This is a genomic window from Pseudomonas halotolerans (genome assembly GCF_039581215.1).
GTDB classification, from domain to species: domain Bacteria; phylum Pseudomonadota; class Gammaproteobacteria; order Pseudomonadales; family Pseudomonadaceae; genus Aquipseudomonas; species Aquipseudomonas tehranensis.
Genome location: NZ_JBCNTJ010000002.1, coordinates 1 through 24529 on the forward strand (window position 1 = coordinate 1; position 24529 = coordinate 24529).

25 protein-coding genes, 1 tRNA gene and 1 pseudogene are annotated in these 24529 nt (G+C 56.3%); 13 read left to right on the forward strand and 14 right to left on the reverse strand.

All coding sequences use genetic code 11. The features are described from left to right. Positions 1-282 precede the first annotated feature (282 nt). Positions 283-1566 carry an NAD(P)/FAD-dependent oxidoreductase gene (locus AAIS01_RS02380; RefSeq protein WP_343467631.1) on the reverse strand — a complete coding sequence of 428 codons (1284 nt, stop codon included), beginning with the start codon at positions 1564-1566 and terminating at the stop codon, positions 283-285. Between the two features lie 183 nt (positions 1567-1749). Here AAIS01_RS02380 and AAIS01_RS02385 point away from each other — a divergent pair. The 3 genes from AAIS01_RS02385 to AAIS01_RS02395 all read left to right on the forward strand — a co-directional run bounded on the left by AAIS01_RS02385 (position 1750) and on the right by AAIS01_RS02395 (position 3064). Continuing rightward, positions 1750-1826, forward strand: a tRNA-Val gene (locus AAIS01_RS02385). 519 nt (positions 1827-2345) lie between these two features. Continuing rightward, positions 2346-2663 carry a hypothetical protein gene (locus AAIS01_RS02390; RefSeq protein ID WP_343467632.1) on the forward strand — a complete coding sequence of 106 codons (318 nt, stop codon included), beginning with the start codon at positions 2346-2348 and terminating at the stop codon, positions 2661-2663. Positions 2664-2674: 11 nt separating this feature from the next. After that, entirely contained in the window at positions 2675-3064 is a 390-nt protein-coding gene (locus AAIS01_RS02395; RefSeq protein WP_343467633.1) for a DUF2513 domain-containing protein, read from the forward strand. 249 nt (positions 3065-3313) lie between these two features. Here AAIS01_RS02395 and AAIS01_RS02400 read toward each other — a convergent pair whose 3' ends face one another. The 10 genes from AAIS01_RS02400 to AAIS01_RS02445 form a co-directional block, all read right to left on the reverse strand. After that, positions 3314-3664 (reverse strand): hypothetical protein, encoded by a 351-nt coding sequence (locus tag AAIS01_RS02400; RefSeq protein WP_343467634.1) that lies wholly within the window; start codon positions 3662-3664, stop codon positions 3314-3316. A gap of 730 nt (positions 3665-4394) precedes the next feature. Next, positions 4395-5858 (reverse strand): helix-turn-helix domain-containing protein, encoded by a 1464-nt coding sequence (locus tag AAIS01_RS02405; RefSeq protein ID WP_343467635.1) that lies wholly within the window; start codon positions 5856-5858, stop codon positions 4395-4397. Then, positions 5845-6132 (reverse strand): hypothetical protein, encoded by a 288-nt coding sequence (locus AAIS01_RS02410; RefSeq protein WP_343467636.1) that lies wholly within the window; start codon positions 6130-6132, stop codon positions 5845-5847. Before AAIS01_RS02410 ends, AAIS01_RS02405 begins: the two co-directional genes overlap by 14 nt. Continuing rightward, positions 6132-6542 carry a hypothetical protein gene (locus AAIS01_RS02415; protein WP_343467637.1) on the reverse strand — a complete coding sequence of 137 codons (411 nt, stop codon included), beginning with the start codon at positions 6540-6542 and terminating at the stop codon, positions 6132-6134. The genes AAIS01_RS02410 and AAIS01_RS02415 overlap by 1 nt, the downstream gene beginning before the upstream one ends. Before the next feature lie 590 nt (positions 6543-7132). After that, on the reverse strand, positions 7133-8089 hold the full coding sequence (locus AAIS01_RS02420; RefSeq protein WP_343467638.1) for a tyrosine-type recombinase/integrase: 957 nt from the start codon (positions 8087-8089) through the stop codon (positions 7133-7135). A 336-nt stretch (positions 8090-8425) separates the two neighbouring features. Next, positions 8426-9733: an MFS transporter gene (locus AAIS01_RS02425; RefSeq protein ID WP_343467639.1), complete on the reverse strand. Its 1308-nt coding sequence runs from the start codon at positions 9731-9733 to the stop codon at positions 8426-8428. 144 nt (positions 9734-9877) lie between these two features. Further along, positions 9878-10501, reverse strand: a complete 624-nt coding sequence (locus tag AAIS01_RS02430) for an N-carbamoylsarcosine amidohydrolase (protein ID WP_343467640.1) — start codon at positions 10499-10501, stop codon at positions 9878-9880. Between the two features lie 11 nt (positions 10502-10512). After that, positions 10513-11265, reverse strand: a complete 753-nt coding sequence (locus tag AAIS01_RS02435) for a maleate cis-trans isomerase family protein (RefSeq protein WP_343467641.1) — start codon at positions 11263-11265, stop codon at positions 10513-10515. 15 nt (positions 11266-11280) lie between these two features. Beyond that, entirely contained in the window at positions 11281-12090 is an 810-nt protein-coding gene (locus tag AAIS01_RS02440) for an alpha/beta fold hydrolase (protein WP_343467642.1), read from the reverse strand. Further along, the gene (locus tag AAIS01_RS02445) at positions 12087-13235 is read right to left on the reverse strand and encodes an FAD-dependent monooxygenase (protein WP_343467643.1); all 1149 of its coding nucleotides are present in this window, start codon (positions 13233-13235) and stop codon (positions 12087-12089) included. The genes AAIS01_RS02440 and AAIS01_RS02445 overlap by 4 nt, the downstream gene beginning before the upstream one ends. Positions 13236-13547: 312 nt before the next feature. On the opposite strand from AAIS01_RS02445, the gene AAIS01_RS02450 reads away from it, so the two are divergent. The 4 genes from AAIS01_RS02450 (at position 13548) to AAIS01_RS02465 (ending at position 19313) form a co-directional block, all read left to right on the forward strand. After that, a complete protein-coding gene (locus AAIS01_RS02450; protein ID WP_343467644.1) occupies positions 13548-14600 on the forward strand; it encodes a 2,5-dihydroxypyridine 5,6-dioxygenase in 1053 nt (350 codons plus the stop codon). A gap of 100 nt (positions 14601-14700) precedes the next feature. Continuing rightward, on the forward strand, positions 14701-15141 hold the full coding sequence (locus AAIS01_RS02455; protein ID WP_343467645.1) for a MarR family winged helix-turn-helix transcriptional regulator: 441 nt from the start codon (positions 14701-14703) through the stop codon (positions 15139-15141). A gap of 106 nt (positions 15142-15247) precedes the next feature. Further along, positions 15248-15757: a (2Fe-2S)-binding protein gene (locus AAIS01_RS02460; protein WP_343467646.1), complete on the forward strand. Its 510-nt coding sequence runs from the start codon at positions 15248-15250 to the stop codon at positions 15755-15757. After that, a complete protein-coding gene (locus tag AAIS01_RS02465) occupies positions 15750-19313 on the forward strand; it encodes a molybdopterin cofactor-binding domain-containing protein (RefSeq protein WP_343467647.1) in 3564 nt (1187 codons plus the stop codon). Before AAIS01_RS02460 ends, AAIS01_RS02465 begins: the two co-directional genes overlap by 8 nt. A gap of 6 nt (positions 19314-19319) precedes the next feature. On the opposite strand, the gene AAIS01_RS02470 is transcribed toward AAIS01_RS02465, so the two are convergent. Beyond that, entirely contained in the window at positions 19320-19961 is a 642-nt protein-coding gene (locus AAIS01_RS02470) for a TetR/AcrR family transcriptional regulator (protein ID WP_343467649.1), read from the reverse strand. Positions 19962-20176: 215 nt separating this feature from the next. Here AAIS01_RS02470 and AAIS01_RS02475 point away from each other — a divergent pair, with 215 nt between their 5' ends. Both AAIS01_RS02475 and AAIS01_RS02480 read left to right on the forward strand, forming a co-directional pair. Then, positions 20177-20683, forward strand: coding sequence for a P-loop nucleotide/nucleoside kinase family protein (locus AAIS01_RS02475; protein WP_343467651.1), 507 nt, complete (start codon positions 20177-20179; stop codon positions 20681-20683). A 46-nt stretch (positions 20684-20729) separates the two neighbouring features. Then, positions 20730-20915 (forward strand): annotated as a pseudogene (locus AAIS01_RS02480) (hypothetical protein); the annotation flags it as partial. A 183-nt stretch (positions 20916-21098) separates the two neighbouring features. Here AAIS01_RS02480 and AAIS01_RS02485 read toward each other — a convergent pair. Next, a complete protein-coding gene (locus tag AAIS01_RS02485; protein ID WP_343467652.1) occupies positions 21099-21386 on the reverse strand; it encodes a type II toxin-antitoxin system RelE family toxin in 288 nt (95 codons plus the stop codon). Further along, entirely contained in the window at positions 21376-21663 is a 288-nt protein-coding gene (locus tag AAIS01_RS02490; protein ID WP_343467653.1) for a type II toxin-antitoxin system Phd/YefM family antitoxin, read from the reverse strand. The genes AAIS01_RS02485 and AAIS01_RS02490 overlap by 11 nt, the downstream gene beginning before the upstream one ends. A gap of 349 nt (positions 21664-22012) precedes the next feature. On the opposite strand from AAIS01_RS02490, the gene AAIS01_RS02495 reads away from it, so the two are divergent. The 4 genes from AAIS01_RS02495 (at position 22013) to AAIS01_RS02515 (ending at position 24336) form a co-directional block, all read left to right on the forward strand. Continuing rightward, the gene (locus tag AAIS01_RS02495) at positions 22013-22450 is read left to right on the forward strand and encodes a hypothetical protein (RefSeq protein WP_343467654.1); all 438 of its coding nucleotides are present in this window, start codon (positions 22013-22015) and stop codon (positions 22448-22450) included. A gap of 156 nt (positions 22451-22606) precedes the next feature. Then, on the forward strand, positions 22607-23056 hold the full coding sequence (locus tag AAIS01_RS02500; RefSeq protein ID WP_343467655.1) for a hypothetical protein: 450 nt from the start codon (positions 22607-22609) through the stop codon (positions 23054-23056). A gap of 416 nt (positions 23057-23472) precedes the next feature. Beyond that, positions 23473-23673, forward strand: coding sequence for a hypothetical protein (locus AAIS01_RS02505; RefSeq protein WP_343467656.1), 201 nt, complete (start codon positions 23473-23475; stop codon positions 23671-23673). 462 nt (positions 23674-24135) lie between these two features. Next, positions 24136-24336: a hypothetical protein gene (locus AAIS01_RS02515; RefSeq protein WP_343467657.1), complete on the forward strand. Its 201-nt coding sequence runs from the start codon at positions 24136-24138 to the stop codon at positions 24334-24336. Positions 24337-24529 lie beyond the last annotated feature (193 nt).

Consider the following 24529-nt stretch of genomic DNA (forward strand, 5'->3'; position numbering starts at 1 on the left):
GCGGTAGTTCAGTCGGTTAGAATACCGGCCTGTCACGCCGGGGGTCGCGGGTTCGAGTCCCGTCCGCTGCGCCATATCTGCTTCGAGGCTCACTGAACGCCTTGAAGCTAAGAAGAAGGTTGAAAAGCCAGCTTCTAGTCGGTAGCAAAAACCCTGGTCGAAAGACCGGGGTTTTTTGTTTTTGGAATAACGATAGTGGAGCAGGCCCGTGGCGAGGGAGCTTGCTGTGGCGAGGGGATTTATCCCCGCAGGGCTGCGAAGCAGCCCTTGTTGTTGGCGGCTTCAGAACCCCAATTTATCCCGCAACCCGTAATACCAAGCCCCCATCGCCGCAAACGGCGTGCGCAACAACTGCCCGCCGGGGAAAGGGTAGTGCGGCAGGTCCGCAAACGCATCAAAACGCTCAGCCTGACCACGCAGCGCCTCGGCCAGGACCTTGCCCGCCAGGTGCGTATACGTCACGCCATGGCCGCTGCAGCCCTGGGAATAATAAATGTTGTCTCCCAGGCGCCCGACCTGCGGAAGCCGCGACAACGTCAGCAGGAAATTTCCGGTCCAGGCGTAATCAATCTTCACATCCTTGAGCTGCGGGAAAGCCTTGAGCATCTTCGGACGAATGATCGCTTCAATATTTGCCGGGTCCCTCGCGCCATACACCACGCCGCCGCCGAAAATCAGACGCTTGTCGCCCGTCAGCCGGTAGTAGTCGAGCAGGTAGTTGCAGTCTTCGACGCAATAATCCTGAGGCAGCAGGCTATGGGCCAACTCATCGCCCAGCGGTTCGGTAGCAATCACTTGTGTGCCGCAAGGCATGGACTTGGCCGCCAACTCCGGCACCAGATTGCCCAGATAAGCATTGCCCGCCACGATGATGAACTTGGCCCTGACCTTGCCCTGCGGTGTATGCACCACCGGGCTGGCGCCACGCTCGATGCGCACCGCTGGCGACTGCTCATAAATCACCCCGCCAAGAGACTCAACAGCCGCCGCTTCGCCCAAGGCCAGGTTCAGCGGATGAATATGCCCGCCGCTCATGTCCAGCATCCCGCCGACGTACTCCTCGCACGCCACCACCTCGCGAATCCGCCGCTGATCCAGCAACTCCAACTGGGTATGGCCGAAACGCTCCCACAAACGCTTCTGCGACTCCAGATGGTCCATTTGCTTGGCGGTAAGGGCGGCGAACACCCCGCCATCCTTCAAGTCACACTGAATCTGATACTTCGCCACCCGCTCACGAATGATCCGTCCGCCCTCGAACGCCATGTTGCCTAGTAACTGCGCCTGCTGAGGCCCGACACTGCGCTCGATCACATCAATGTCGCGGCTGTAACTGTTAACGATCTGCCCGCCATTACGACCCGAAGCCCCAAAGCCCACCTTAGCCGCCTCAAGCACCGTGACCTTGAAGCCGTTCTCAAGCAGAAACAGTGCAGAGGACAGGCCGGTGTAACCAGCGCCGATCACGCAAACATCCGTTTCGACATCATCCTGCAGGGCAGGGCGAGCAGGAACTGGATTGGCCGACGCGGCGTAATAAGACTCTGGATACGGTGTGTTCGCCATTCTGCAACCTCTGTTTTATATTTTTTACGAATACGCCGATCCTACCCGAGATAAAAATCAGCCGCCAGCCACCGCCAAATCTTCGTCGCTTTGGTGAAATTAAATATTTTGCATATTCATAGGGTTAGGTGAAAAAAAGGTATTGACACCCCTTTGGAATTCCGTAGAATGCCGCCTCACAGCAGGCACGTAGCTCAGTTGGTTAGAGCACCACCTTGACATGGTGGGGGTCGTTGGTTCGAGTCCAATCGCGCCTACCAAACAAAATCCGCTCTGCTGGGCGGTGTGAGGGGGAATCCGAAAGGGTTCCCCTTTTTCTTTGCCTAAGAAAACGTTCACAAATTATAGGCTTCGTTCACACAAGGCAATGTGAACGTAGATTCCTACCTCCCTCTGTTCACACTCAGAATTGTGAATGAATCCACTTAACCTATTGATACGTAAGGCCTGATCCCTTTCTTGTCTAGGTGGTGGTACGTTCGCAAGCTCACTCCCTTGCCCGTTGTTCGTACCTCACAAGGGCAGGCTTCTAACCAACTGAGCTACGTGCCTGCTGTGAGGCGGCAGACGCCTATCGGCCACGCTCTACACCCCAACGCTCTGTGTTGAATCATGAACGCCATGGCCGACGCTGTAGGCATTCTTGAGCGTTGGCTTGGTAGGGGTGGGCAGGGGGTTAGGGGGAGGGTACTTATGTATGCAATGTGGCTAATCTATTTCTAGCGGAAATGCTGGCGTTCTGCTAGCGTCATATCCTATTTAACTTGGAAGGCACGATCATGGTAGCTCCTAAGCGATACACACCTGAGGAAAAACAGAAGCTGATTGAAGAGTTCAACGCTAGTGGTAAATCACTGAACGCATTCTGTAAAGAGCCCGGCCGTCCGTCTTATCCTGTATTTACTAAGTGGGTTAAGCCGACGGCAGAGAATCTTAGCTCGCCTGTATCCTCAGAGGCATATAATCCGAGTCTGTACGCTCAGTTCCAGCAGACGCTAATGCCTGAAGATCCTAGAGATAAATACATTGATTTCCTTGAGCAGAAGGTTGTTGACTTGACTGCTAAGTTAGATGAATTGTTGAAGGACAATGCCTAAGGAGTAAGCTCGTGAAGCGAGATTTAGACTTGGTTAGAAAGTTGCTAATCTATTTTAACGATAAGCCGGATGATTCAATGGAGAACGCTCCTAAAAATCCGTTGGTAATTGATGGCTACCCTGAGAGTTTGGTTAGCTACCATTTACTCATCATGGATGAGGCAGGTTTACTACGATGTGAGCGTTCAGTTTCAAGTAAAACCGAAGGGCGGGTGATAAGAGTTTACCCATTCTCCCTGACTTGGGCAGGTCATGAGTTTCTTAGCGCTGCTATTGATGATACGACGTGGAATAAAGCTAAAGGCGTGAGCTTGGAGAAGGCGGGCGTTCTTTCGTTTGAGATAATTAAAGACTTACTTATTTTAATGGCTAAAGATAAGCTGGGGATGTCTCAAGGCTGAGTGTGCCTGATAGATCAGAGCGGGAGCGCTCGGGGGTGAGTGGGATGATAGTTAAGGGGTATAGGTGGTTAAAGACAGGGATAGGTTATCTAATCGCTTATGGTATATTGTTCTGGATTTTTCTTATGGCGGTCAAGATTGTAGTTGCACTGCTGAGATTTATTGGTTTTACAATTTAAAGTTATACTGTGAAATTGAACATTATCATCATGAGCCAATGCACCCCCTCTGTTTTAATAAATAATTATTCTATTTTCTGCTTACAAGGCTCATTCGGATCACGTCCGCTTCCATCTCTTCAGCTAGACGCTTCTCGATAGCCACCTGACGCTCTACATCTGATTTCCTTGGGCGTCCTACTGGTCTTACGCTACCAGTTACCTTAAGCATTTCCTTAACCGCTGCTATGTTTCCGTTGACTAGCTCCTGTTTTAATATCTCAATGGACTTATCATGCCAATAGATACGGTGTTCCTCCTTCCATCCTTGTTCATCAGCGTAAGTATTTAGAGTGAGCATGCTTACACCTAGGCGCTTTGCTAGGTCACAGTGTGAATTGGTTTCAATGTATTCGGTCTTATCTTTGTCTGTAAGGTTCATGGTGCTCTCGGTCTTGTATATTGGATTGTGATTGCTAGAGTGAGTGAATAGCAGATGATGTTTAGGGCTATGGCTAGTACGCTGTAGTTCTGCATTATCTGTAAGATTAATGGCTGAGTGTACTGGAGGCATAGCAGGAGAGTTAGGAGGTAAGTCACGGTCTAATAGCAGGTGCTTCCTCAATGTCCTTAAGTCTGCATCGAGAAATATAACCTACAGCTTGTAGGGTGATGCGATGAGTAAGAGATATGTTGTATAGCGCTTGATGGTCATTGCGATTGGCAATAATCTCCTTAGCCAAGCCCCTGCGAAGAATTATATTTTTGAAGGTAAAGGAAGTAATGCTAGGTATTCTAATGGTGTCTGTATCTAACATGTAGTTATCCAATGATGGGTGTGGTCTTAACGTCACTGCGTGACAGAAGCAAAAGCAAGAGCACGCCACGTAGTGGCATACGCAAATAAGAAAGATCAAGAGCGGAATATTGAAAGGTGCTCTGCTTTTGATTCTCTCTTTAATGCGTGCTCTTTGTCGGCTGTGCCGACGTTGCTTTTGCTCTTGGTCTTATTGTTAAGTGTTAAGTGTTAAGTGTTCACAATTCCTTAAAGATACTCTAAGAGAAAGTGGACAGTTTGAGCTGTCAGTTGGCAGTACAACCCTGTTAAAGATCAAAATCCCTTAAGGGTCTTTAAGAGAAAATGATCTCAGTATTGACGACGTTGATCTTAGTTATGCTGCTTGCTCTAGTCCCTTTGTCCAACGCTTGATTGTGGGGTAGGGGATACCTAAATCAATTGCAATATCTTGTCGGCTCATCCCTTTCTCTATGAGAAGAGAGATTACTTCTGCTTGTTGCTGAGCCTTGGCTTTTTTCTTTTCAGATTCTTGTTTTTCCCAAGGCGTCATAACCAAGTCGGTGTTGATTGTTGCTAAGCGTCCGAGCTTCTGTTGAAGGTAAATTGCCATATCCATGCTCTGAACGAATAGCGTGACAGGCTCTGTGCTACTCCTGTCTCTCAGTGATGTTCTAGCTACAGCTTGTAACGTGCTTTCATAGAAGCGTTCGAACTCAATGGCTTTACGTACCTCTGCTACAGGAACACCTAACATTTCGCTTAGGGTGTGAAAGCTTAGTGCATCATCAGGACTCACATTTCCATGTTGAAGACATATAGCAATATGTCTGTCTTGGTAGCCGTTAATGCCCCTGCTATCGATTGGTAGCTTAGTGATGCTTTCACTGAAATTGTATTGCATCCATTGATGCGCAAAGGCTAACCCTTTCTCATCCCCTACCATGGCGGTGATGCAACGTAGCCAGTCAGCTAGCTGCACCCCTTCATCCCACGTATCAGCAGGCTTACCATTACGCTGCATCATGCTTTGAGTCTTTGAATATTTTGTAGTCAAGAAAGGGTGAAGCTCTACACGCTTACCGTAACCATCGAACTCGGGTGTGAATAGCGATGGTTCAAACTGCCAGCCTTGGTAGGTGGCATGAATACCTAGAAGCGTGTCCTGTACATTGTTAGCAAGGATGTGAACGCTATTGGCGTAAGAGAAAGCTGGTAGGAAATCTCTATACCTCACAATGCGTACCAGTCGCTTGCCCTTGTTTGTCTGCGCCTCTACTTCAACGCCACATTTGGGAGTTAGCATTGCTTTGAGGACATCTAAGGCCGAGTCACTGAGTGCGCTGCTATCTTTCGCCTTAATCATATTTTCTACTAAGGCTATATTCTCAAGTTTGAGAGCAGCTTTCTTTTTACTGTCCACCGTTAGATAGTTACCTAAACTACCAAGGTAGCTAATGCTGTCAAAGATGTAACTCTTGCAATCAGAAACGCTAGGGACCTCATCAACCACAAGCTCCCAACCTCCAAGGAGGCGTGGCTCCACACGTCGCAGTGCCTCATGCGTAATCATAACTAGTGGTTGTGTATTCGCGGCTAAGACTTTCTCAAGGTGAACTGTTACATGATCCACCGTGTCAGACGTTATGACTAAAGGAGATATCCCGGCTTTTAGCTTGATGGCTAAGGCAAGCTCTTTGATGAGAGCATTAGTAGGCATTGCATAGAGTGTCTTGCTGGTATGGATTAGGGTGGGCAGTGCGTCGATAAACTTTGCTGATTTGCCGCTTCCTGGGAGGGCTTCTGCTACGTATATAACCCTTGACTCACTTGGGATCAATCAGTTTTCCTTCTTTAAGTAGGCTGTCTACTAGCTTGATAATGTAGCTCGGATGAGTGAAGTTACCTGTTAGCTCGTGAGGGATTTTGTTCCCCTTGATATTCAGGACTTGATAGTAGCCATACTGGCTCATCCCATATTCCACAAATTTGTAGTCACGAATACCTGTGATAAGACGGTTCTTCTGTTGGATGCTGCAATCCATTGCTCCTAGCTCAGAGCGTCGCTCTTGTAACGCTCGTTGCTCTGCTTCTGTTAGATAGGTATTCCCCATTAGTTTTCTCCTTGTTTGTAAGTGGCACGGATAGCGGCCATTAGCTCAGCTTGCTCTCTCATCGTAGCGCCTGTGAGCATGCTCTTAGATGTACCTGTAACGTTGCCTTGTTCATCACGCTGAAGAATGGTTTTGGGAGACTGAGGTGCGAAGCTTTCAGATGCGTTATCGGCGTCTATTAGCTGACGTACAAGAGGATCACCCTTGTACATTTCATCAGCTACACGCTGCTTAGATTCCTTCCATTGTGAGAGAGCGTCCTTGGCAGAGCTAAGAGGTTTACCCTTTGGCTGAGGCGCTTCCTCTGTTAGTTGATAGCCCTGCTCAATCAGTTCCGTAAGGACTCCCATAGGAGTATTGCCTGTACGTCGAGCTAGTTCATTTACATCTGTCATAGTAATTGTTTTCATTTGTCTTACTCCAAGGGAATTAATTTAAACTGGTTACGATATGAGGAGCCGAGCCTTACCTTTCGTAAGGCAATGAGATCGTGTTCTACTAAGTATTGAATGGTTCTGCTACAAGAGCTAGATGATTTGCCTGTCGCTGAGCAGAACTCATCAATGGGGATTTCACACCAGCGTAAGCCATCGTTACTCTTGTTCCTGATCATCAACCACACTAGCTTACGTTCAGTAGTGTTTAGACGCATGATCTTGCTTTCTATAATTTTATCTATGTCCATTGCATTCTCTTTTTATTGTTACTCTCCAATGCCCAAGATATGGGTGCTCACCATTTAGGCAATAAAAAAGACCGCAACCTACTTACTCTGTGAAAGCAGTGTGAGGAAGCAATCTTTATACTTGTATAGTATATACTTCTTTTTTGAGGCAAAAGACTACAACGGTCCCCAAAATTATTTTCTAAGGGTAACCGTGAGTCTTCATCATCCCATTACTCATTGTCACTATAAGCCCCTGTGAAGGGGCTATTAGGCTGCGTGGCTATGATGGTGTGTATTGCTATGTATCGTCGCTCCTGTGAGCTTACAGTGCCTTTAATCAATTAGGTGAAGTACATCCTTAGCATTTAAATGTGAGTACCTAGCTACAGACCTTGTGTCCCTATGCCCCGACACAATCATTATCTGAGCGTTGTTAAATCCCTTCTTGGCAACGTTGGTGATGCGCGTATGCCTCAATTGGTGAAGCCTGACGCTATCATCAAGACCCGCCTTGTTCCTTGCCAACCTAACCGCCTGTGACACTGCATGAGGCGTCACAATAAACAGTCGTCCTCTGTGTGCCTTGTTTGCTAAAGCGAGCCGCTGGGCCTCTTTCAATAGCTCTATAGCACGCAACGTGAGGGGCACAGACCTAGTGCCATTCTTACCGTCCACTACATCCGCAATTCGTTCCTCCAGGTGAAGACATTGAGTCGTGAGCTTAAGTATTTCCGAGCGTCTCATTGCGGTTTCATAGGCAAGCTCAACGATGACGGCCATGGTGGGGGATAGCTTGTTGAGCAACTGTCTAAGCTCGCCAGCACTGATTACCTTGTCGCTAGATTTGTCTGGTTTAGGCAGGGCTATGTCACTTACGGGGTTGTGTATGTCGATTAGCAGGCCACGCTTAGCGAACCTGAAGAAGCGGGACATGAATGCCAGCTGTATACGACAGGTAGCAGGCTTGACCGTCTGTAGACGCTTCAGCTTGAAGTCATTGACTAGCTGAGGGGTGATGTCATGGATTGACTGAGGGAATGCAGCAAAGAGCTGGTCAACGATCTTGATGGCATGGTCATAGCTACCCTTACCCTTGAGTAGGGTTTCACAGTAGGTCATGCCCAAGGTGTAAAGCGTATGGGTTTGGTGTTCCTTGGTGACAGCTTCAAGCTGGTCAGCCCATGCTTGGGCCAGTGCTTGAGTAGGGAAGGTTTTAGACTGGGCAGGTTTCCCTTTCAGGCGTACCTGAGCGTTCCAGTTACCGGAGGGAAGGGAGCGGATATTAGCCATTGTTGACGCCTCATAATGTGAATGGGCGTTCTCTTAGGGCCTTACGCTTCGCGGCGTAGCGCCTAGCATGGTGGCTCTTGACATGGTGGGGGTCGTTGGTTCGAGTCCAATCGCGCCTACCAAACAAAATCCGCTCTGCTGGGCGGTCTAGAAGGGGTCAACAGAAATGTTGACCCCTTTTTGCTGTCTGTGTCCTTTCCAACAAGAAACTTGCTCAACGCCAAAGCGCCGCCGGCGACTATCAAATTCGAGACTTCACGTGGGTAACAGGCTGGCAGAGATACCGGAGGCTCCAGTGATATCGCTATTACTGGAGTCGCTTGGTAAAAAGGTTTCTTAGCGGTTCACGACTTTCGCGGGCAGCGCGATCACCAGCAAAGAGCTAAGCAACAGGCATCCGGCAAAGATGCACATAGCGATCTGTGGGCTGTGAAAATGATCCATGACCACACCCATCAGCGAGTTGCTGACCAGCCCGGCGATGTTGGCCACTGAGCAAGCCAGGGCAAAGCCGGTAGCCGCTGCGGTTCCCTTGAGAAAGGTTGCCGGCAGGCTGAAGAACACAGGGACTGCGCCAATGATCGTCAGCGAGGCAATGGAAAACAGCAGCACCGTAACAGCGACGTTCTGGGTGAAAAAAGTGCTCAGGAACATCGCCGCAGCGCCAATGATGAATGGAACGATAATGTGCCAGCGACGCTCGCGATGCTTGTCGGAGCTTGCGCCGATGGCGAGCATGCCGATCAGCCCTGCAAGACTTGGGATGGCAACCAGCAAGCCTATCTGGCTGGGGTTGGTGACGCCCGCAGTCTTTATAAAGCTCGGCATCCAGAAGCCCATGGCATAGGCACTGAGTAGGATCGAGAAGTCGATACCGCCGAGCATCCAGACTTTAAGGTTGAAGAAGCCTTCGCGAAACGTATGCCCGCCCTTGTTCTCGCTGTTATCCAGGCGTAACACGCCTTCGAGCTCGGTCTTTTCAGTCTCGCTGAGCCACTTGGCCTCGCGAATGTTGTTGGGGAGGACGAAGAAGCACAAAAAGCCCAATACGACCGTGGGAATCGCTTCAATGAGGAACAGCCACTGCCAGCCAGCGAAGCCGCCGACGTCGTTGAAGTTGCTCATGATCCAGCCTGACAGCGGGCTGCCGACCAGAGTCGACAAAGGCAAGCCGATCATGAACAGGGCAATGATGCGGCTGCGCCGATACGACGGGAACCACTGGCTCAGGTAATACAGCACGCCCGGCAGAAAGCCGGCTTCGGCAGCCCCGAGCAGAAACCGCAGGGTGTAGAACTGCCACTCGTTGGAAACAAACATTGTCAGGCCGGAAAGCAATCCCCAACTGATCATGATCCGCGCAATCCATAGTCGCGCGCCTACTTTTTCCAGGACCAGGTTGCTCGGTACTTCAAACAGGATGTAACCGACGAAAAACAGCCCTGCTCCCAAACCGAAGGCGGTTTCACTCATGTGGAGCGAGTCAAGCATCTGTAGTTTCGCGAAGCCGACGTTTATTCGGTCCAAATAGGACGCTAAGTAGCAGAAGCACAGGAACGGGATGATGCGCCAGACGATTTTGCGATAGGTGTCAGAATGACTGAGGTCTATCGCACTGGGGGCTTGTGTATTGCTGAGTGACATGATGCTACTCCTGATTCTGCCGCAGCAGCGGCGCGCAATGGCATATGTTTGAATCGGTAGTCAGGAAGTCGAGGCTCTAGCGGCCCTGTCTATTATCGGAACCCGTCTCTTTTTGGACGGCTGTTACGCTTGGGGTGACTCGATCTATCGGTGCAAGTAATCAATGGCCTCGGCTCTAGTGACAACGTCCCCATATTTGTTGTCGATATCGAATAGATTGGCCTCGTGGGGCGCCTGGTGTCGGTCGCCTACGCATTCGCGTACGACTATGCCGCGAAAACCATGCTGTACGGCGTCCACCGCAGTAGCGCGTACACAGCCGCTGGTGGAACAGCCAGCCATGATCAAGGTATCGATGCCCAATGCTTGCAGCATGGGTGCCAGGCTGGTACCGAAGAAGGCGCTGGCGTACTGCTTGGTCAGCACCACTTCGCTCGGCAGTGGCAGCACTTCAGTGCAGAACGCGGCCAGGGGGTTGCCCTCGACCATGTCCTTCATCACTGGCGCCTTCTTCACCCACATGCCGCCGTCGGCGAAATGCCCGGGGTGGTAGCGGATGTTGGTGTGGATTACCGGAACGCCCTTGGCCCGCGCGGCGGCCAGCAGCTCGACGCTATGGGCCACGGCCTCGACCACGCCCGGCGCGTACAGTGGCGCGCCCTCGGTGGTGTAGCCTTGCATGAAGTCGATCAGTAGCAGCGCGGCGCGCTGACCGAAGCCGACGCGGTTGCCCCAGACGCCGGCGTAGTTGTCCTCTGCGGTGGTCATGGCGGGGCTCCTCAGTACGCGCCGGACAGCAACGCACCGGCACCGGGCACGATCGGCTCCAGTTGCAGGGCCTTGAGCATGGCATAGGTGGTGGCGATGGCAGCGGTGAGCACTGGCTTGCCGGTTTGCGCCTCGACCTTGGCGACGGCGCCCAGGGAAGGCATCTGCACGCAGGCCGAGAGCACGATGGCATCGACGTCGGTCAGGTCGAGGCCTGCGACGATGCCCGGCAGGTTAGCCGGGTCATGACGGGCGACTTCAAGGTTGTCCGGAATCTCCAGGGCATGCCACACCTTGACTTCGATGCCTTCGTGCTGGATGTAGTCGACGACCAGTTCGGTCAGTGGCTTCATGTACGGCGCCACAAGGGCGATACGCTTGGCGCCCAGCACCTTGAGGCCATCAACCAGGGCGCCGGCGCTGGTGATCACCTTGGCCTGGGAGTCGTTGTCCATCACCACTTGGCCCAGGCGCTGCTGGGATTCACGGTGGTAGCCGCGGCCCATGGCCATGATCGCCACCAGACAGGCGTAGCCCAACACGTCGACGCGGGCGTCGGAGAGCTCCAGGGCGCAGCGGTCGGACTGGGCGTCCATGGCCGCCAGCTCTTCCTTCTTCACGTGCTTCATGCGCATACGGGCCGAGTGGTAGGTGAAGCGCTCGGGGCGGATCAACTGGCGCGCCGTGAGCATCGCCGGGATCTCGGTTTCCATGGTGGTGTTGGAGCTCGGCACTATCTGGCCGATGCGGTAGAGCTTGGTCATGTCGTGTCTCCGGAGTCAGATGAGGGGGTGGCCAAGGAAGGTGCCGAAGGCGGCGAAGAAGCCTTCGAAATCGTCCCAGGGAATCATGTGCCCGGCGTCTTGTACGTGTACGGTCTGGATCGACGGCTGCAGGCCGCGGATCTCGGCTTCGTCGTCGGCGCCGATCACGCCGCCCTTGCCGGCGATCATCAGCAAGGTGGGCAGGTGGTTGCGGGGGAAGTCCTGATGGATATCCACCTCGTGGAAATCGCTATACGCCTTGAGGATTGCCGGTGCATAACAGGTGTGCAGCCATTCGGCGCGCAGGGCTCGTTGCTCTTCGGTCCAGGTCGGGCAGAACGCGAGCATGTCATCGGCGTTCATGCCGTGTTCGGCCTGGCGGATCGAGTCGATGTACCACGGTAGCTTGCCCGGGTACTCACGACGGCCGGGGCCGGACACTGGCGGGTCGATCAGCGCGAGCCGGCTGAAGGGCGCGTCGGGGTGGCGGGTGGCGGCGCGCAGAATGAAGCGCGCGCCCATGGAGTGGCCCACCAGCAGACAATCCTTGAGCCCCAGGGTCAGGGCGAAGGCGACGATGTCATCGGCACAGGCGTCGGTGCCGTAGTCCAGGTCTGGCCCGGTGGAAGACAGGCCGCGGCCGCGGGCGTCGAGAACATACGTGTCGAAGTGCTCGGCCAGGCGCTCGGCCACGAACCCCCAGGTAATAGCCGGGCTGGTGATGCCCGGAATCAGCAGCAGCGGCTGCCCCTTGCCGCCATAGCGCAGGTAGTGCTGGCGGATACCGTTGGCCTGCACGTTGGCACCGTAGAGAGGTCTGCTCACGCTGCGTTCTCCGATTTCAGTGGATGGTCGAACAACTCGTAACCGAAGACCCACGATGGGTCTTCCTGGGTGCGCAGCCAGGTGTTGGCGTTGGACACCGCCTGGACGCGGGAGGCGCGCTCCTTGCGGTTGGCCTCGTACAGGCGGAAACCGGTGGCGTAGTCGTTGAGGCCGGTTTCCATCAGGCAGCGGGCGAGCATGGCGCCGTCTTCGATGGCCATGGCCGCGCCTTGGGCCATGTGCGGTTTCATCGGGTGGCAAGCGTCGCCCAGTAGCACCATGCGGCCCTTGCTCCAAACCGGCAGCGGCTGGCGGTTGAGCAGTGGCCACTTGGTGATGTTCTCGGCGTTCTCGATCAGCGCCTGAACGCTCGGGTGGTAGCCCTTGAAGGCGTCGAACATGGCCTCGCGGCTGCAGTCGACGAAGCTGGCATTACCCCCTTCCCATTCGGCCTGGGGCACGCCGCTGACGAAGTAGTACTCGTCGCGCTTGGCGGTGGTGTAGTAGACCATCAGGTGGCGGTCGCCCGACCACCACTTCACGCAGTCTTCGAAATTGAAATCGTATTTGGCCAGCTTGTGCGCCGGGATCAGCGCGCGGTGGCCAACCCAACCGCTGTAGGTGGGGGCTTCGGCGCCTAGCAGGTGCTCGCGGACCCGGGAGTTGATGCCGTCGGCGCCGATCACGATGTCGGCGCGGGCCTGGGTGCCGTCGGCGAATTTCAGCAGCACGTCGCTGCCGCTTTCATCAAGGCTGGCCAGGTGTTTGTTGAAGTGCACCGAGCCGGGCTTGATGGCAGCCATCTGCAGGGCATGTAGGTCGCCGCGGTGCACGGTGATATAGGCCGCGCCGTATTCCTTGCGGGCGAAATCGCCCAGCGGAATGCGCGACATGTATTCGCCATCCTGGTCACGGCTGAGCCAGAAGTCCGGGTGCGAGCCCATGGCTTCGACCTGCTTCTCGATACCTTGGCGGCGGAAAATCTTCAGCACATTAGGGCCCATGTGGATCCCGGCGCCCAGGCGCGAGAATTGCGGCGCCTGTTCGTAGATATCGACTTCGAAGCCTGCCTGTTGCAGCGAAGTGGCGGCTGCCACGCCGCCCAGACCAGCGCCGACGATGGCGATTCGTTGTGTTGCCCCCATGGGATGTGTCTCCTCGATGACCGATCTCAAAGCGCGGGACCGGAACGCAGTTACAGTGTATGCACTATTTATTTTTCATGTGAAGAGCCTATCTGAAAATATTTAAAAAATTCTACTGGGTGCTTAACTGTGAATATGTCCAATAAAATATGGATGTTCTACGGTTTAAGGTAATTGGCTCGCCCTTTGCTGAGCCACCTGAATAGTGTCGGTATTTGCAAATATGCAGTGTATGCATTACAAATACGCACCATCACGAAGCGCTGCGCGCCATCGCGGTGCGTATTTCCAATTCAGCGAAGGAGAGAGGCAATGGCTGTCAGCGACGGTGAACTGACCCAGATGTTCGAGCACGTGCTCAAGCTTTCGAAAGTGGATGCCACCCAGAGTGTGGCCATTCTCAAGGCCCATTACTCCAACCCGCGCACCGTGCGCGCCGCAATGGAAGCCGCCCAGCGCCTGGGCGCCAAGGTCTACGCCGTGGAGCTGCCGGCCTTCAACGCGGCGGTGGCCATGGGTAATGACATGACCGCCTACTGCGGCGACACCGCGCTCACCGGCAACCTCGCGGCCCAGCGCGCGCTGGAAGCAGCCGACCTGATCATCGACACCATGATGCTGCTGCACTCGCCCGAGCAGGAGCAGATTCTCAAGACCGGCACGCGCATACTGCTGGCCGTGGAGCCCCCGGAAGTACTGGCACGCATGCTGCCCACCGAGGCCGACAAAGCCCGCGTGATGGCAGCCGAAGCGGTGCTAAAGCAGGCCCGCACCATGACCGTGCGCTCCCGCGCCGGCAGCGAATTTCGCGCCGCGCTGGGCCAATACCCGGCCGTTACCGAATACGGTTACGCTGATGCCCCGGGCCGCTGGGACCACTGGCCCAGCGGCTTTCTGTTCACCTGGCCGAACGAGGAAACCGCCGAAGGCACGCTGGTATTGGACGTGGGCGATATCTTGCTGCCGTTCAAGACCTACTGCCGCGAGCGCATCACCCTGGAGATCGAGAAGGGCTTTATCACTCGCATCCACGGCGGTTTCGAGGCCGAATACCTGCGCGAGTACATGAAGTACTTCAACGACCCCGAGGTGTACGGCATCTCCCATATCGGCTGGGGCCTGCAGCCCCGCGCGCAGTGGACCGCCATGGGCCTGCACGACAAGAACGACGGCATGTGCATGGACGCCCGCGCGTTCTACGGCAACTTCCTGTTTTCCACCGGCCCCAACACCGAGGTGGGCGGCAAGCGCAAGACGCCGTGCCATATGGACATACCATTGCGCAACTGCGATATCTACCTGGACGACCAGGCCGTGGTACTGGCGGGTGACGTGGTCGCCCCGGCCGCCTCCATCGCCCGTTGATCTGCATCGCTGGCGCCCTTGACGCAAGGTCCGGGCGCGCGGCGTGGTGGACTTTGAGTTATCGTATGCGTTTTCCAGCTGCTGCGGACCCGTCCTGCCCATGAGTTCCCCCGATTCTCCCTACGCTTTCACCGAACAGGTGGGGCATTTGCTGCGCAAGGCTTACCAGCGCCATATGGCGATCTTCCAGCAGAACGTTGGCGAGTCGCAGCTCACGGCGGTGCAGTTCATTACCCTGTGCGCCGTGCGTGACAACGGCCCCAGCTCGCTGACCGAGCTGGTGGCGCTGACCGCCGTCGACCAGGCCACCATCCGCGGCATCGTCGAGCGCCTCAAGGCTCGCGAACTGGTCGAGCTGGGCCACGACGCCAAAGACCGGCGCAAGGTAATCGTGCACCTGTCCGAGGCCGGTCGCGTGGCGGTGGAGCAGACCGAGCCCTGCGCCCGGCAGATCAGCGAGCTGACCCTGAGCAACCTCAACCCCGGCGAGCGGGTAGCGATGCTGTTCCTGCTGCGCAAAATGATCGACGACCCGGCCTGACTCACCTTCTTTGCCACACCTGGCGCGCGGCTCCACGCGCCAGCCAGGAATTGGCACCGTTCTTGCCTTTTGATGTAGTAAGTACTACACGAAAATAGAGAGCGGCATGAGCAAACCTCTTTCGCCAAACGCCACGGCCAGCGTCAACTGCACCGTCAACGGCCAGCCGGTGACCTGCAGTGCCATGGCCGACACGCCCTTGCTATTGGTGCTGCGCAACGACCTGCACCTCAATGGCCCCAAGTTCGGCTGCGGCCTGGGCGAATGCGGGGCGTGCACGGTGATCGTCGACGCAAAGGCTGCGCGTTCCTGCGTGCTGCCCTTGAGCGGAGTGGCGAATCGTAACGTTACCACCCTCGAAGGCCTCGGTGACCGTCACCACCCGCACCCGGTGCAGCAAGCCTTCATCGATGCCCAGGCGGCCCAGTGCGGGTATTGCCTGAACGGCATGATCATGACCACCAAGGCCTTGCTCGACCGCAACCCCGACCCTAGCGAAGAACAGATCCGCCGCGCACTGTCGGCGAACCTGTGCCGTTGCGGTACGCACTTGGAAATCCTTGCTGCGGTGCGTCGCGCCGCCCAGCTATACCGTGAGAGCCACCGCAATGACTGACCGACCCGTTCCCACCCAGGCCGAACTGCTGGCGCGCGAGGGCGTGCTGCTGGTGGTCGACTGGATCCAGCCTCCGCCCGGCCTGGTGCCCAAGGGCAAGACTCCAGTCGTCAGGCCCAAGGAATTGGGGCTGTTCATCGCCCTGTGCGATAACGGCGAATACTATGCCTTCAACGGCCACGTCGACCTGGGCACCGGCATCCAGACCTCGCTAGGGCAAATCGTCGCCGAAGAACTCGACCTGCGCATGGACCAACTGCGTGTGGTACTGGGCGATACCGCCCGCGCGCCGAACCAGGGCGCAACCATTGCCAGCGCGACCCTGCAGATCTCTGCGATACCGCTGCGCAATGCCGCCGCCGAAGCCCGTCGCTGGTTGCTCGCCGCTGCCGCCAAGCGTTGTGGTAGCGATGACCTGCGCATCGAGGCCGGTGTGGTGCATGGCCGCGATGGTCAGGCGCTGAGTTTCGCCGAATTGATCCAGGGCCAGCACATCGAGCTGAGCATCAGCGGCACAGCGCCCCTAAAGCCACTGGACGATTACAAACTGGTGGGGCAAAGTTCAGCGCGCGTCGATATTCCGGCCAAGGCCACCGGCGAGCTGACGTTCGTGCAAGACATGCGCGTGCCCGACATGCTCCACGGGCGGGTCGTACGTCCACCTTATGACGGCTACGATACCGGTGTGTTCGTCGGCACCAGCTTGATCGCCGTGGATGAAAGCTCCATCGCCCATCTCCCCGGCATCGTTCGCGTGGTGGTGATCGGCGACTTCATCGGCGTGGTCGCCGAGCGCGAAGAACAAGCGATCAAGGCAGCCCGCGAGCTCAAGGTGCAATGGCGGCCTTGGCAGCAGCATTTACCAAACCTCGACAACATCGAACAGGCGCTGCGCGACAATCCGTCCATTGAACGGGTAGTGCACGACACCGGCGGCGTCGACGCGGCACTGGCCAGTGTCGCGACGCGGCTGACCCGCCGCTACTTGTGGCCCTACCAACTGCACGCCTCCATCGGCCCGGCCTGCGCAGTGGCCGACTATCAACCGCAGGCCACCCGCATCTGGTCCGGCACCCAGAACCCCCATGCCCTGCGCGCCGACCTCGCCTGGCTGCTGGAGTGCGATGAGGCCGGCATCGAGATCATCCGCATGGAAGCCGCCGGTTGCTATGGGCGCAACTGCGCCGACGATGTGTGCGCCGATGCTGTGCTGCTGTCCCGAGCGGTCGGCAAGCCCGTGCGCGTGCAGCTGACTCGCGAGCAGGAGCACGCCTGGGAACCGAAAGGCACTGCGCAACTGATGGATGTCGACGGTGGCATCGATGCTGCCGGCGACCTGGCCGTGTATGACTTCCGCACCCGCTACCCGTCCAACGGCGCGCCCACCCTGGCGCTACTGCTTACCGGCCGCGTCGAGCCAGTGCCGGTGGCCTACGAGATGGGCGACCGCACCGCTGTGCCCCATTACAGCTACCCCGAGCTACGGGTAAGCATCGAAGACATGGCGCCCATCGTGCGCGCCTCCTGGTTGCGCGGCGTATCAGCGCTGCCCAATGTATTCGCACATGAATCCTATATCGACGAACTGGCTTACGAAGCCGGCATCGACCCGGTGGAATACCGCCTGCGCTACCTGCCCGACGAACGCGCCGCCGAACTGGTGCGTGCCACCGCCGAACGCGCGCAGTGGACACCGCACACCCAACCCAGGCAAACGCCCAGCGAAGATGGCGTGCTGCGTGGCCGTGGCTTCGCCTATGCGCGCTACATCCACAGCAAATTCCCCGGTTTCGGCGCCGCCTGGGCCGCCTGGGTCGCCGACGTGGCCATCGACAAGCACACCGGCGAAGTCGCCGTGACCCGCGTGGTGGTCGGCCATGACGCCGGCATGATGGTCAACCCGGCCGGGGTGCAGCACCAGATTCACGGCAACGTGATGCAGTCCACCAGCCGTGTGCTCAAGGAACAGGTGACCTTCGAAGAGTCGCGGGTGGCCAGCAAGGAGTGGGGCGGCTATCCGATCCTGACTTTCCCGCAGGTGCCCGAAGTCGATGTCCTGATGATGCCGCGCCAGAACGAACCGCCGCTGGGCGCCGGGGAATCGGCCTCGGTGCCGAGCGCGGCGGCCATCGCCAACGCGGTGTTCGACGCCACCGGCATCCGCTTTCGTGAACTGCCGATTACCGCCGAGCGGGTGCTGGCTGCGCTCAAGGCCGCCGAGCCTCAAGACCCGCTCGGGCTGCCGTATGCCGCGCCGCTGAAAAGCAAGAAACGCAAATGGTTGTTCGGCGGCCTGGCCGGGCTGTTCGGTACGGCCCTGGGCCTGGGCATCAGCGCCATGCCATGGCGCGCGGAAATCGCCGCGGTCACGCCGCCGCCGGCCGGTACCTGGAGCACCGCCACCCTTGAGCGCGGCCGGCAACTGGCCGCCGCCGGGGATTGTGCCGTGTGCCACACCGCCCGCGATGGCGTGACCAACGCCGGCGGCCTGGCCATGGACACGCCGTTCGGCACCTTGTACAGCAGCAACATCACACCTGATGCGCAGACGGGCATCGGCAACTGGTCCTTCGCTGCCTTTGACCGCGCCATGCGCAAGGGCATCAGCCGCGATGGCCGGCATCTGTACCCGGCCTTTCCCTACACGGCCTTTCGCAACATCAAGGAAGCCGACATGCAGGCGCTGTACGCCTACCTGATGTCGCAACCGGCAGTACCGAGCACGCCACCGACCAACCAGATGCGCTTCCCGTTCAATGTACGGGCGCTGATGGCGGGTTGGAACACGCTGTTCCTCAAGCAGGGTGAATACAAGGACGACCCGACCCGCAGCGCCCAGTGGAACCGCGGGAACTATCTGGTCAATGGCCTCGGCCACTGCGCTGCCTGCCACTCGCCGCGCAACTTGATGGGCGCCGAGCAGGGCGGGGCGAAGTTTCTTTCCGGGGCGATGGTTGATGGCTGGGAGGCGCCGGCACTGACCGGCCTGTCCAAGGCGCCTACGCCCTGGACCGAAGACCAGTTGTTCACCTACATGCGCACCGGTTTCAGCGCCGAGCACGGCGTGGCGGCGGGGCCCATGGGGCCGGTGGTCAGCGAGTTGTCGACTTTGCCGGACGATGACCTGCGTGCGATCGCCCATTACCTCGGCACCCTCGAAGGTGAGCCCGCCGCGCAGGCGCAACGGGCAGTTGCCAGCGCACCGAGTACGGCCAACCTGGCCAATGGCCGACGGGTGTTCGAAGGCGCTTGCGCCGGTTGCCACAGCGCCTTGGACGGCGGCCCCGAGCTGTTCGGCGTGAGCCCGTCCATGGCCGCCAATACCAACGTGCACAGCGATCGCCCCGACAACCTGATCAAGGTCATTCTGCACGGCATCGGCAACCCCGCAGTCAGCGAGCTGGGCTATATGCCGGCCTTCAAGGACAGCCTCTCAAACACCCAAGTCAGTGACTTGGTGGCCTACCTGCGCAACAACTTCGCCGCCGACAAGGCGCCGTGGCCGCCCCTGGCCAAGCAGGTCGCGTGGCTGCGTGCCAACCCTGGCAGCCACTGAGCGATGTCAGCCAACGGCCAGCCCGCGCAGTACTTGGTCGCGGGCGTAGTCCAGCCAGCGATCGCGGGCGCTTTTGCTGTCCAGATCGACACCCAGGAAGGCACCCAGGGTATGCAGGTTGGAGTTGTAGAAGTAGCACAGCGAGGAAATCAGCAGGTAAGTATGGAGCACGTCCACATCGGTCCGAAATACCCCCTTCGCTTGCCCCGCCTGGATGATCGGCGCCAGGGTATTGAGCGCCGCGCCTGACAGCACCAAAAGGTGGGGCGATTTGCGCGAGTGCTTGCCTTTGTGCAGGTTTTCGCTGTTGAGGATACTGATGAATTCGGGATGGCGCCCATAGTAGTCCCACACGAACCCAAGCAGTTGCTGCACCGCCGCGACCGGCTGTTCGAGGTCGAAGCGCTGGCGGCTCTCGGCTTCGTTGAAGGCGGCGTAGATGCCCTCCAGCACGCGGATGAACAACTGCTCCTTGCTCTTGAAGTAGTAATAAATCATGCGGTCGTTGGATTTCGCCAGCCGCGAGATTTTCTCGATGCGCCCGCCCGAGTAGCCGTCCTGGCTGAACACTTTGGTGGCGGCCTTGAGGATGCGTGCGCGAGTTTCTTCGGCTTGTTGGCTGCGCAGCCCGGAATTGGGAGTGGCCATGGGGGTCCTGTGGCGGAGAGTTCTGAGGCAATGATACGCCATGAGGCTGTGCGGTATGAGTAGGGGTGATAATGCAGCCACTTGATCTGCAGGTGACCTGCTCCCGGTTTCTTCGGTCTCGGTTTTTTGTGGGAGGGGAGGTGGCCCGCAATCCTGATGCCCCTTGGGAAAACGGCTGCCTACACTGGACTAGCTCACTAATCAAAGGACATGCAATGCTCATCGTCTTCAGCGGCCTTCCCGGCACCGGAAAAACGACCATCGCCTATAATCTCGCCGCTACAACAGGCGCCGTGTACCTGCGGATCGATACGATTGAGCAGGCGATTCGAAACTCGGGCGCGCTTGCGCAAGATGTGGGACGCAGTGGTTACATGGTCGCCAATGAGCTTGCGCTGAGTAATCTTCGTTTGGGTCGCACGGTCATCGTTGATGGTGTCAATCCCGTCATCGAAAGCCGAATCGCGTGGAGCGAAATCGCCTCACAGGCGGGTCGTCGATTGGCAAACATCCAAGTGATTTGCTCCGATAAAGATGAACATCGACGCCGGGTGGACGCAAGGACGGTTGATATTCCCGGTCTGACTCCACCCACCTGGCAGTCGGTACTGGATCATGAGTATGAGCCGTGGGATGAAGCTCCATTTTGCATAGACACAGCCTCGACCTCTGCGGTGCAAGCGGTCTCGATGATCATCGACCGATTCCTGTCCAGTGAGTAACGTCGGCGCGTCAGTGGCATCGACGCAAACTCCTACACAAACCTCCGAAACCGCCGATTACCACATCCGCACTGTGACCCCAGTCTTGGAAAATATCGCGTTTCGCTCGGACATCACCTCAGACACGGTGGTGTTGACTGACTTTTGTAAATTGCTGACCACATTGTTACGCGATGGTTGTGATGTCATGGATGTGATTGGAAGACGATTGCGGGCACAGGCGGCGGAATAATGAAACGGGGACAGACTACGATTATGAGACGGGCCGATTGCAAGTAAGCTTAAATCGTGGTCTGTCCCGGTTTCCGCACGTGGTGTCTGGAAGCAATCGGGCGGGGTAAAAGAGGCGGGCTGATCGACTTATAGAGTGGAAGTACGGATAGCCAGCCGATACGCGGGCTTTTTCGTTATGCGTCTATCGCTTCCCAGCCTGCTCGTACACCGAGCTTCGCTCGCGCTTACCGACGGCTAGCACCAGGATAACAATTCGTTCATCCTCAACGCGGTACACAAGTCGATAGCCAACGCCGCGCAGTTTGATCTTGTAGCAATCTTTCATCCCGCGGAGTGCATCGCCTGGCACGCGCGGGCCGGTCTGCCGCTCCTGAAGCTTTTTGAGAAACTGGAGACGGATTGCACCGTCCAGCTTTCGCAGTTCTTTCAACGCTTTCGGATCCCACTCGACTCCGTACTCAACGGCCATTGGCGATATCTGCCTCGGCCTCGCCAATCAGATCGTCGAGAGATACTCGAACAGGCGCTTCGTTGGCATCGAGCCGGGCCTTGACCAGGTGCAAGAGCTCCAGTTCGTCCAGGCGCTCGACCATGGCCTCATAGACATTCGCCGGGACCATGTAGCCCATGACGCGGTTGTGGTTCAGTACAGCCACGGGCAAGCCGTTGGCGCCGCTCAAGACGGAAGATGGGTTCTTCTTGAGTTCAGATACGCTGACGGCCACATCGGCCAGAATATTTTGCATGGATATGACTCCTGAATAGGTCTTTATTCTGGTCTTTTTATTCTGGAGTGACAACTGCCCGGAATCTCCATGCCAGGCCCAAGTCCAGTCAACCAGGGCACATCGATCAGTCCGTCGTGCGTGTGACGCGGGCGTCTTTGCTCCGCTACCTTCTTCACCATGAACGAGAATCGGCGACAGTCCACGATTATGAAGCGGGCCCATTCCAAGGGGCTAATAATCGTGATCTGTCCCGGTTTCTTTAGCCACTGGGCTTTTGTCTACGGTAGATGCCTGGCCAGACTGTTGGTGTGCCATCAAGCCCGGCAAGTCATGATATCGTTCTGCCACTTAGCAATGGAGGCGAGCGATGAAAGTCGATAATTGGCAAGGCTGGGAACCCGAGTGGCTTAGGCTGACTGAGCATTTCCTCAGCGCACCGGCGTCGCCGGGTGCCTACATAATCTGTGCAAACCACGAGATTCGCCGAGCTGTTGGTTCCGACGAGCACGGTATCTTGACTATTGGCGAATCGGACAATTTACGGCGGCGTCTTGCTGCGTTTGTGCGCTGCGCAAGGAATCCCGGAGCCTCAGGACATATGGCGGGCTGGCGTTTCAACTACGCCTCTTTCGAAACCGTCTTCCCTTTGGACACACTCTGGGTTAGCTGGTGTCCGACTTTCGATAAGACATCCGCTTATGCAAAGGAAGGGGAAATGTTAGCCCTCTATCTGGCCCAGCATTTCGAGCTGCCTCCTCTCAACTACAAATTTAACTGGCCTAAGCTGGAAGCTGCAGTGCTCTAGCTCTAGGGGAAAACGACGATAGACTGCGATTGTGTGACGAGCTGATAACAGACCACCTTAAAATCGTGGCCTGTCTCGGGTTTTACTCTACGTTCTGTAATCAGATGCAGTAGGGTATGAAATCCGTTCCGCGGGACTACGGATGCGGCATGGGTGATGCTTGACGTAATTCTTGTGCCGAGAAAAACGCCGGGCACACGAGGGTGCTTACAGCCAGAATGGAGAAGGGCGACGATGGCGAATTACCACATCTATTTCGTGAAGCTAAAAAAGAAAAAATTTAAACATGCCATTCCCACAATGAATGATTATCTGGATTCGTTGGTTGCACACAGGACCCTCGGAAAACAGCCGGCTTACAAGTCTCCATTTTTATGGGTTGAAGTTATCTCTGTCGGTTTTTTAGTCGCCTCGCAAGTCGCTGATTCTGCAACTTTTGCTAATACTGGCGCCGGTTTGTTGTTGGCGCATGTCGATTTTGATACGGTCCGAAAACTATCAGATTTGGATGTATTCGATTTCGAACTTAGCGAGGATTGGGAACAAATTAAAGTATATGTACAGAATATGAAGGACGACGGAAACACCACCAACGGTTTCGCTTAGGCTTGACGGCAGGGCTCTCCGAGGGGATGCCCGGGGATAACGGCGACAGACCACAATTTGAGGCTGGGGGATTATAAGTGAACTCAAGCTCGTGGTCTGTCTTCAGTCTTTGCTGACCTCGCCCTTGGCTCGTAGCAGCGAAGCAATGGTGCTAGATTCTGCGCGTCCAGCGTGTGGGCTCATCTGGCTCGGCGGAATATTTGACTCCTCTCTCAACCGAGACACCTCGTCGTCTGCTTGGGAAGGCGTCATGTCGGCTATGACCCAAGAGCAGGTTGAGGCTATTTCTCAGAAAATCATAAGTGACAAAAGCTAAGTAATCGATCCTGGCTAACTAGTGTTGGTTGACCGGGGCGGGTGGTGATCCCAGTTTTTTCTTGAAGCTGATGAAGCATGCCCCGAGGAAGAGTGAATCAATGCCAAAGAAACACCAGGAAAACAAAGAAGCGACGGCCGCTGACATTGAACGTTCTATCCAGGCACTGAACAAAATGGCTGAACGTCTCTGGGGCGACGGTCGGGAAGCTGAGGCGAAAGCCCTGCTCGATGCCTTGGATGCTTTAAACAGGGCGCTCGATAGGATCCGGATTGGGGAGAGTCGCAGGGTTCTTCATTGAAGGGGAAAGCGGGGGGAGGCGGCGATTATGAGATTAATCAAAGGACATGCAATGCTCATCGCCTTCAGCGGCCTTCCCAGCACCGGAAAAACGACCATCGCCAATGAGCTCGCCGCTACGACAGGCGCCGTGTCCCCGGTTCGAAAGCCGAATCGCGTGGAGCGAAATCGCCTCACAGGCCGGTGTCCGATTAGCAAATATCCAAGTGGACTGTTTCGATAAAGATGAACATCGGCGCCAGGTCGAAACAATAATCATCGACCGATTCCTGTCCAGTGAGTAACGTCGGCGCGAGGCACAGTCCGCTCAGAACTCCGTGTCCAGCGCCAACGCTCCTTGAATCCACTGATCCAAACTCCGGTTTTCTGTACCTGCCGTTCATCCATTGCTCGGCACTTGCAGTGCCCCGGCCTCTCTCATGTTTAAGCGTGCAAATCCCTCACGTCAGAACGGAGAGCCAGCATGGAAATCGACGAGAATGCGCCTGGGAACAAATCCCAGCAGGACGTAACGCGCGGCACGGATAACGAAGCAGGTCACGATCCCAAGAAGGACGGAACCGAGATTGCGCTGCCGCCCGACGATGACGCCCTTATTGAAGAGGATATGTCAGATGTGGATGCTGCCGATTCGGTGGCCAGTGAGCATCCCGACTCTCGATAGTATCTTGCGTCAATGAAACCCGGTCATCAGGCCGGGTTTTTTATGAGGAGAACGCTGACAAAGCCATCGATTGAATTCAGTTCAGCAGCGTCGCTTGCCTCAGAGCTTTGTCGTGGCTTCGTGTTGGGAAAACCCAATATCTACCTATACTCATCGTTCCAGCCCGGTGTCCATCGGGTGCCTTCACGGATGA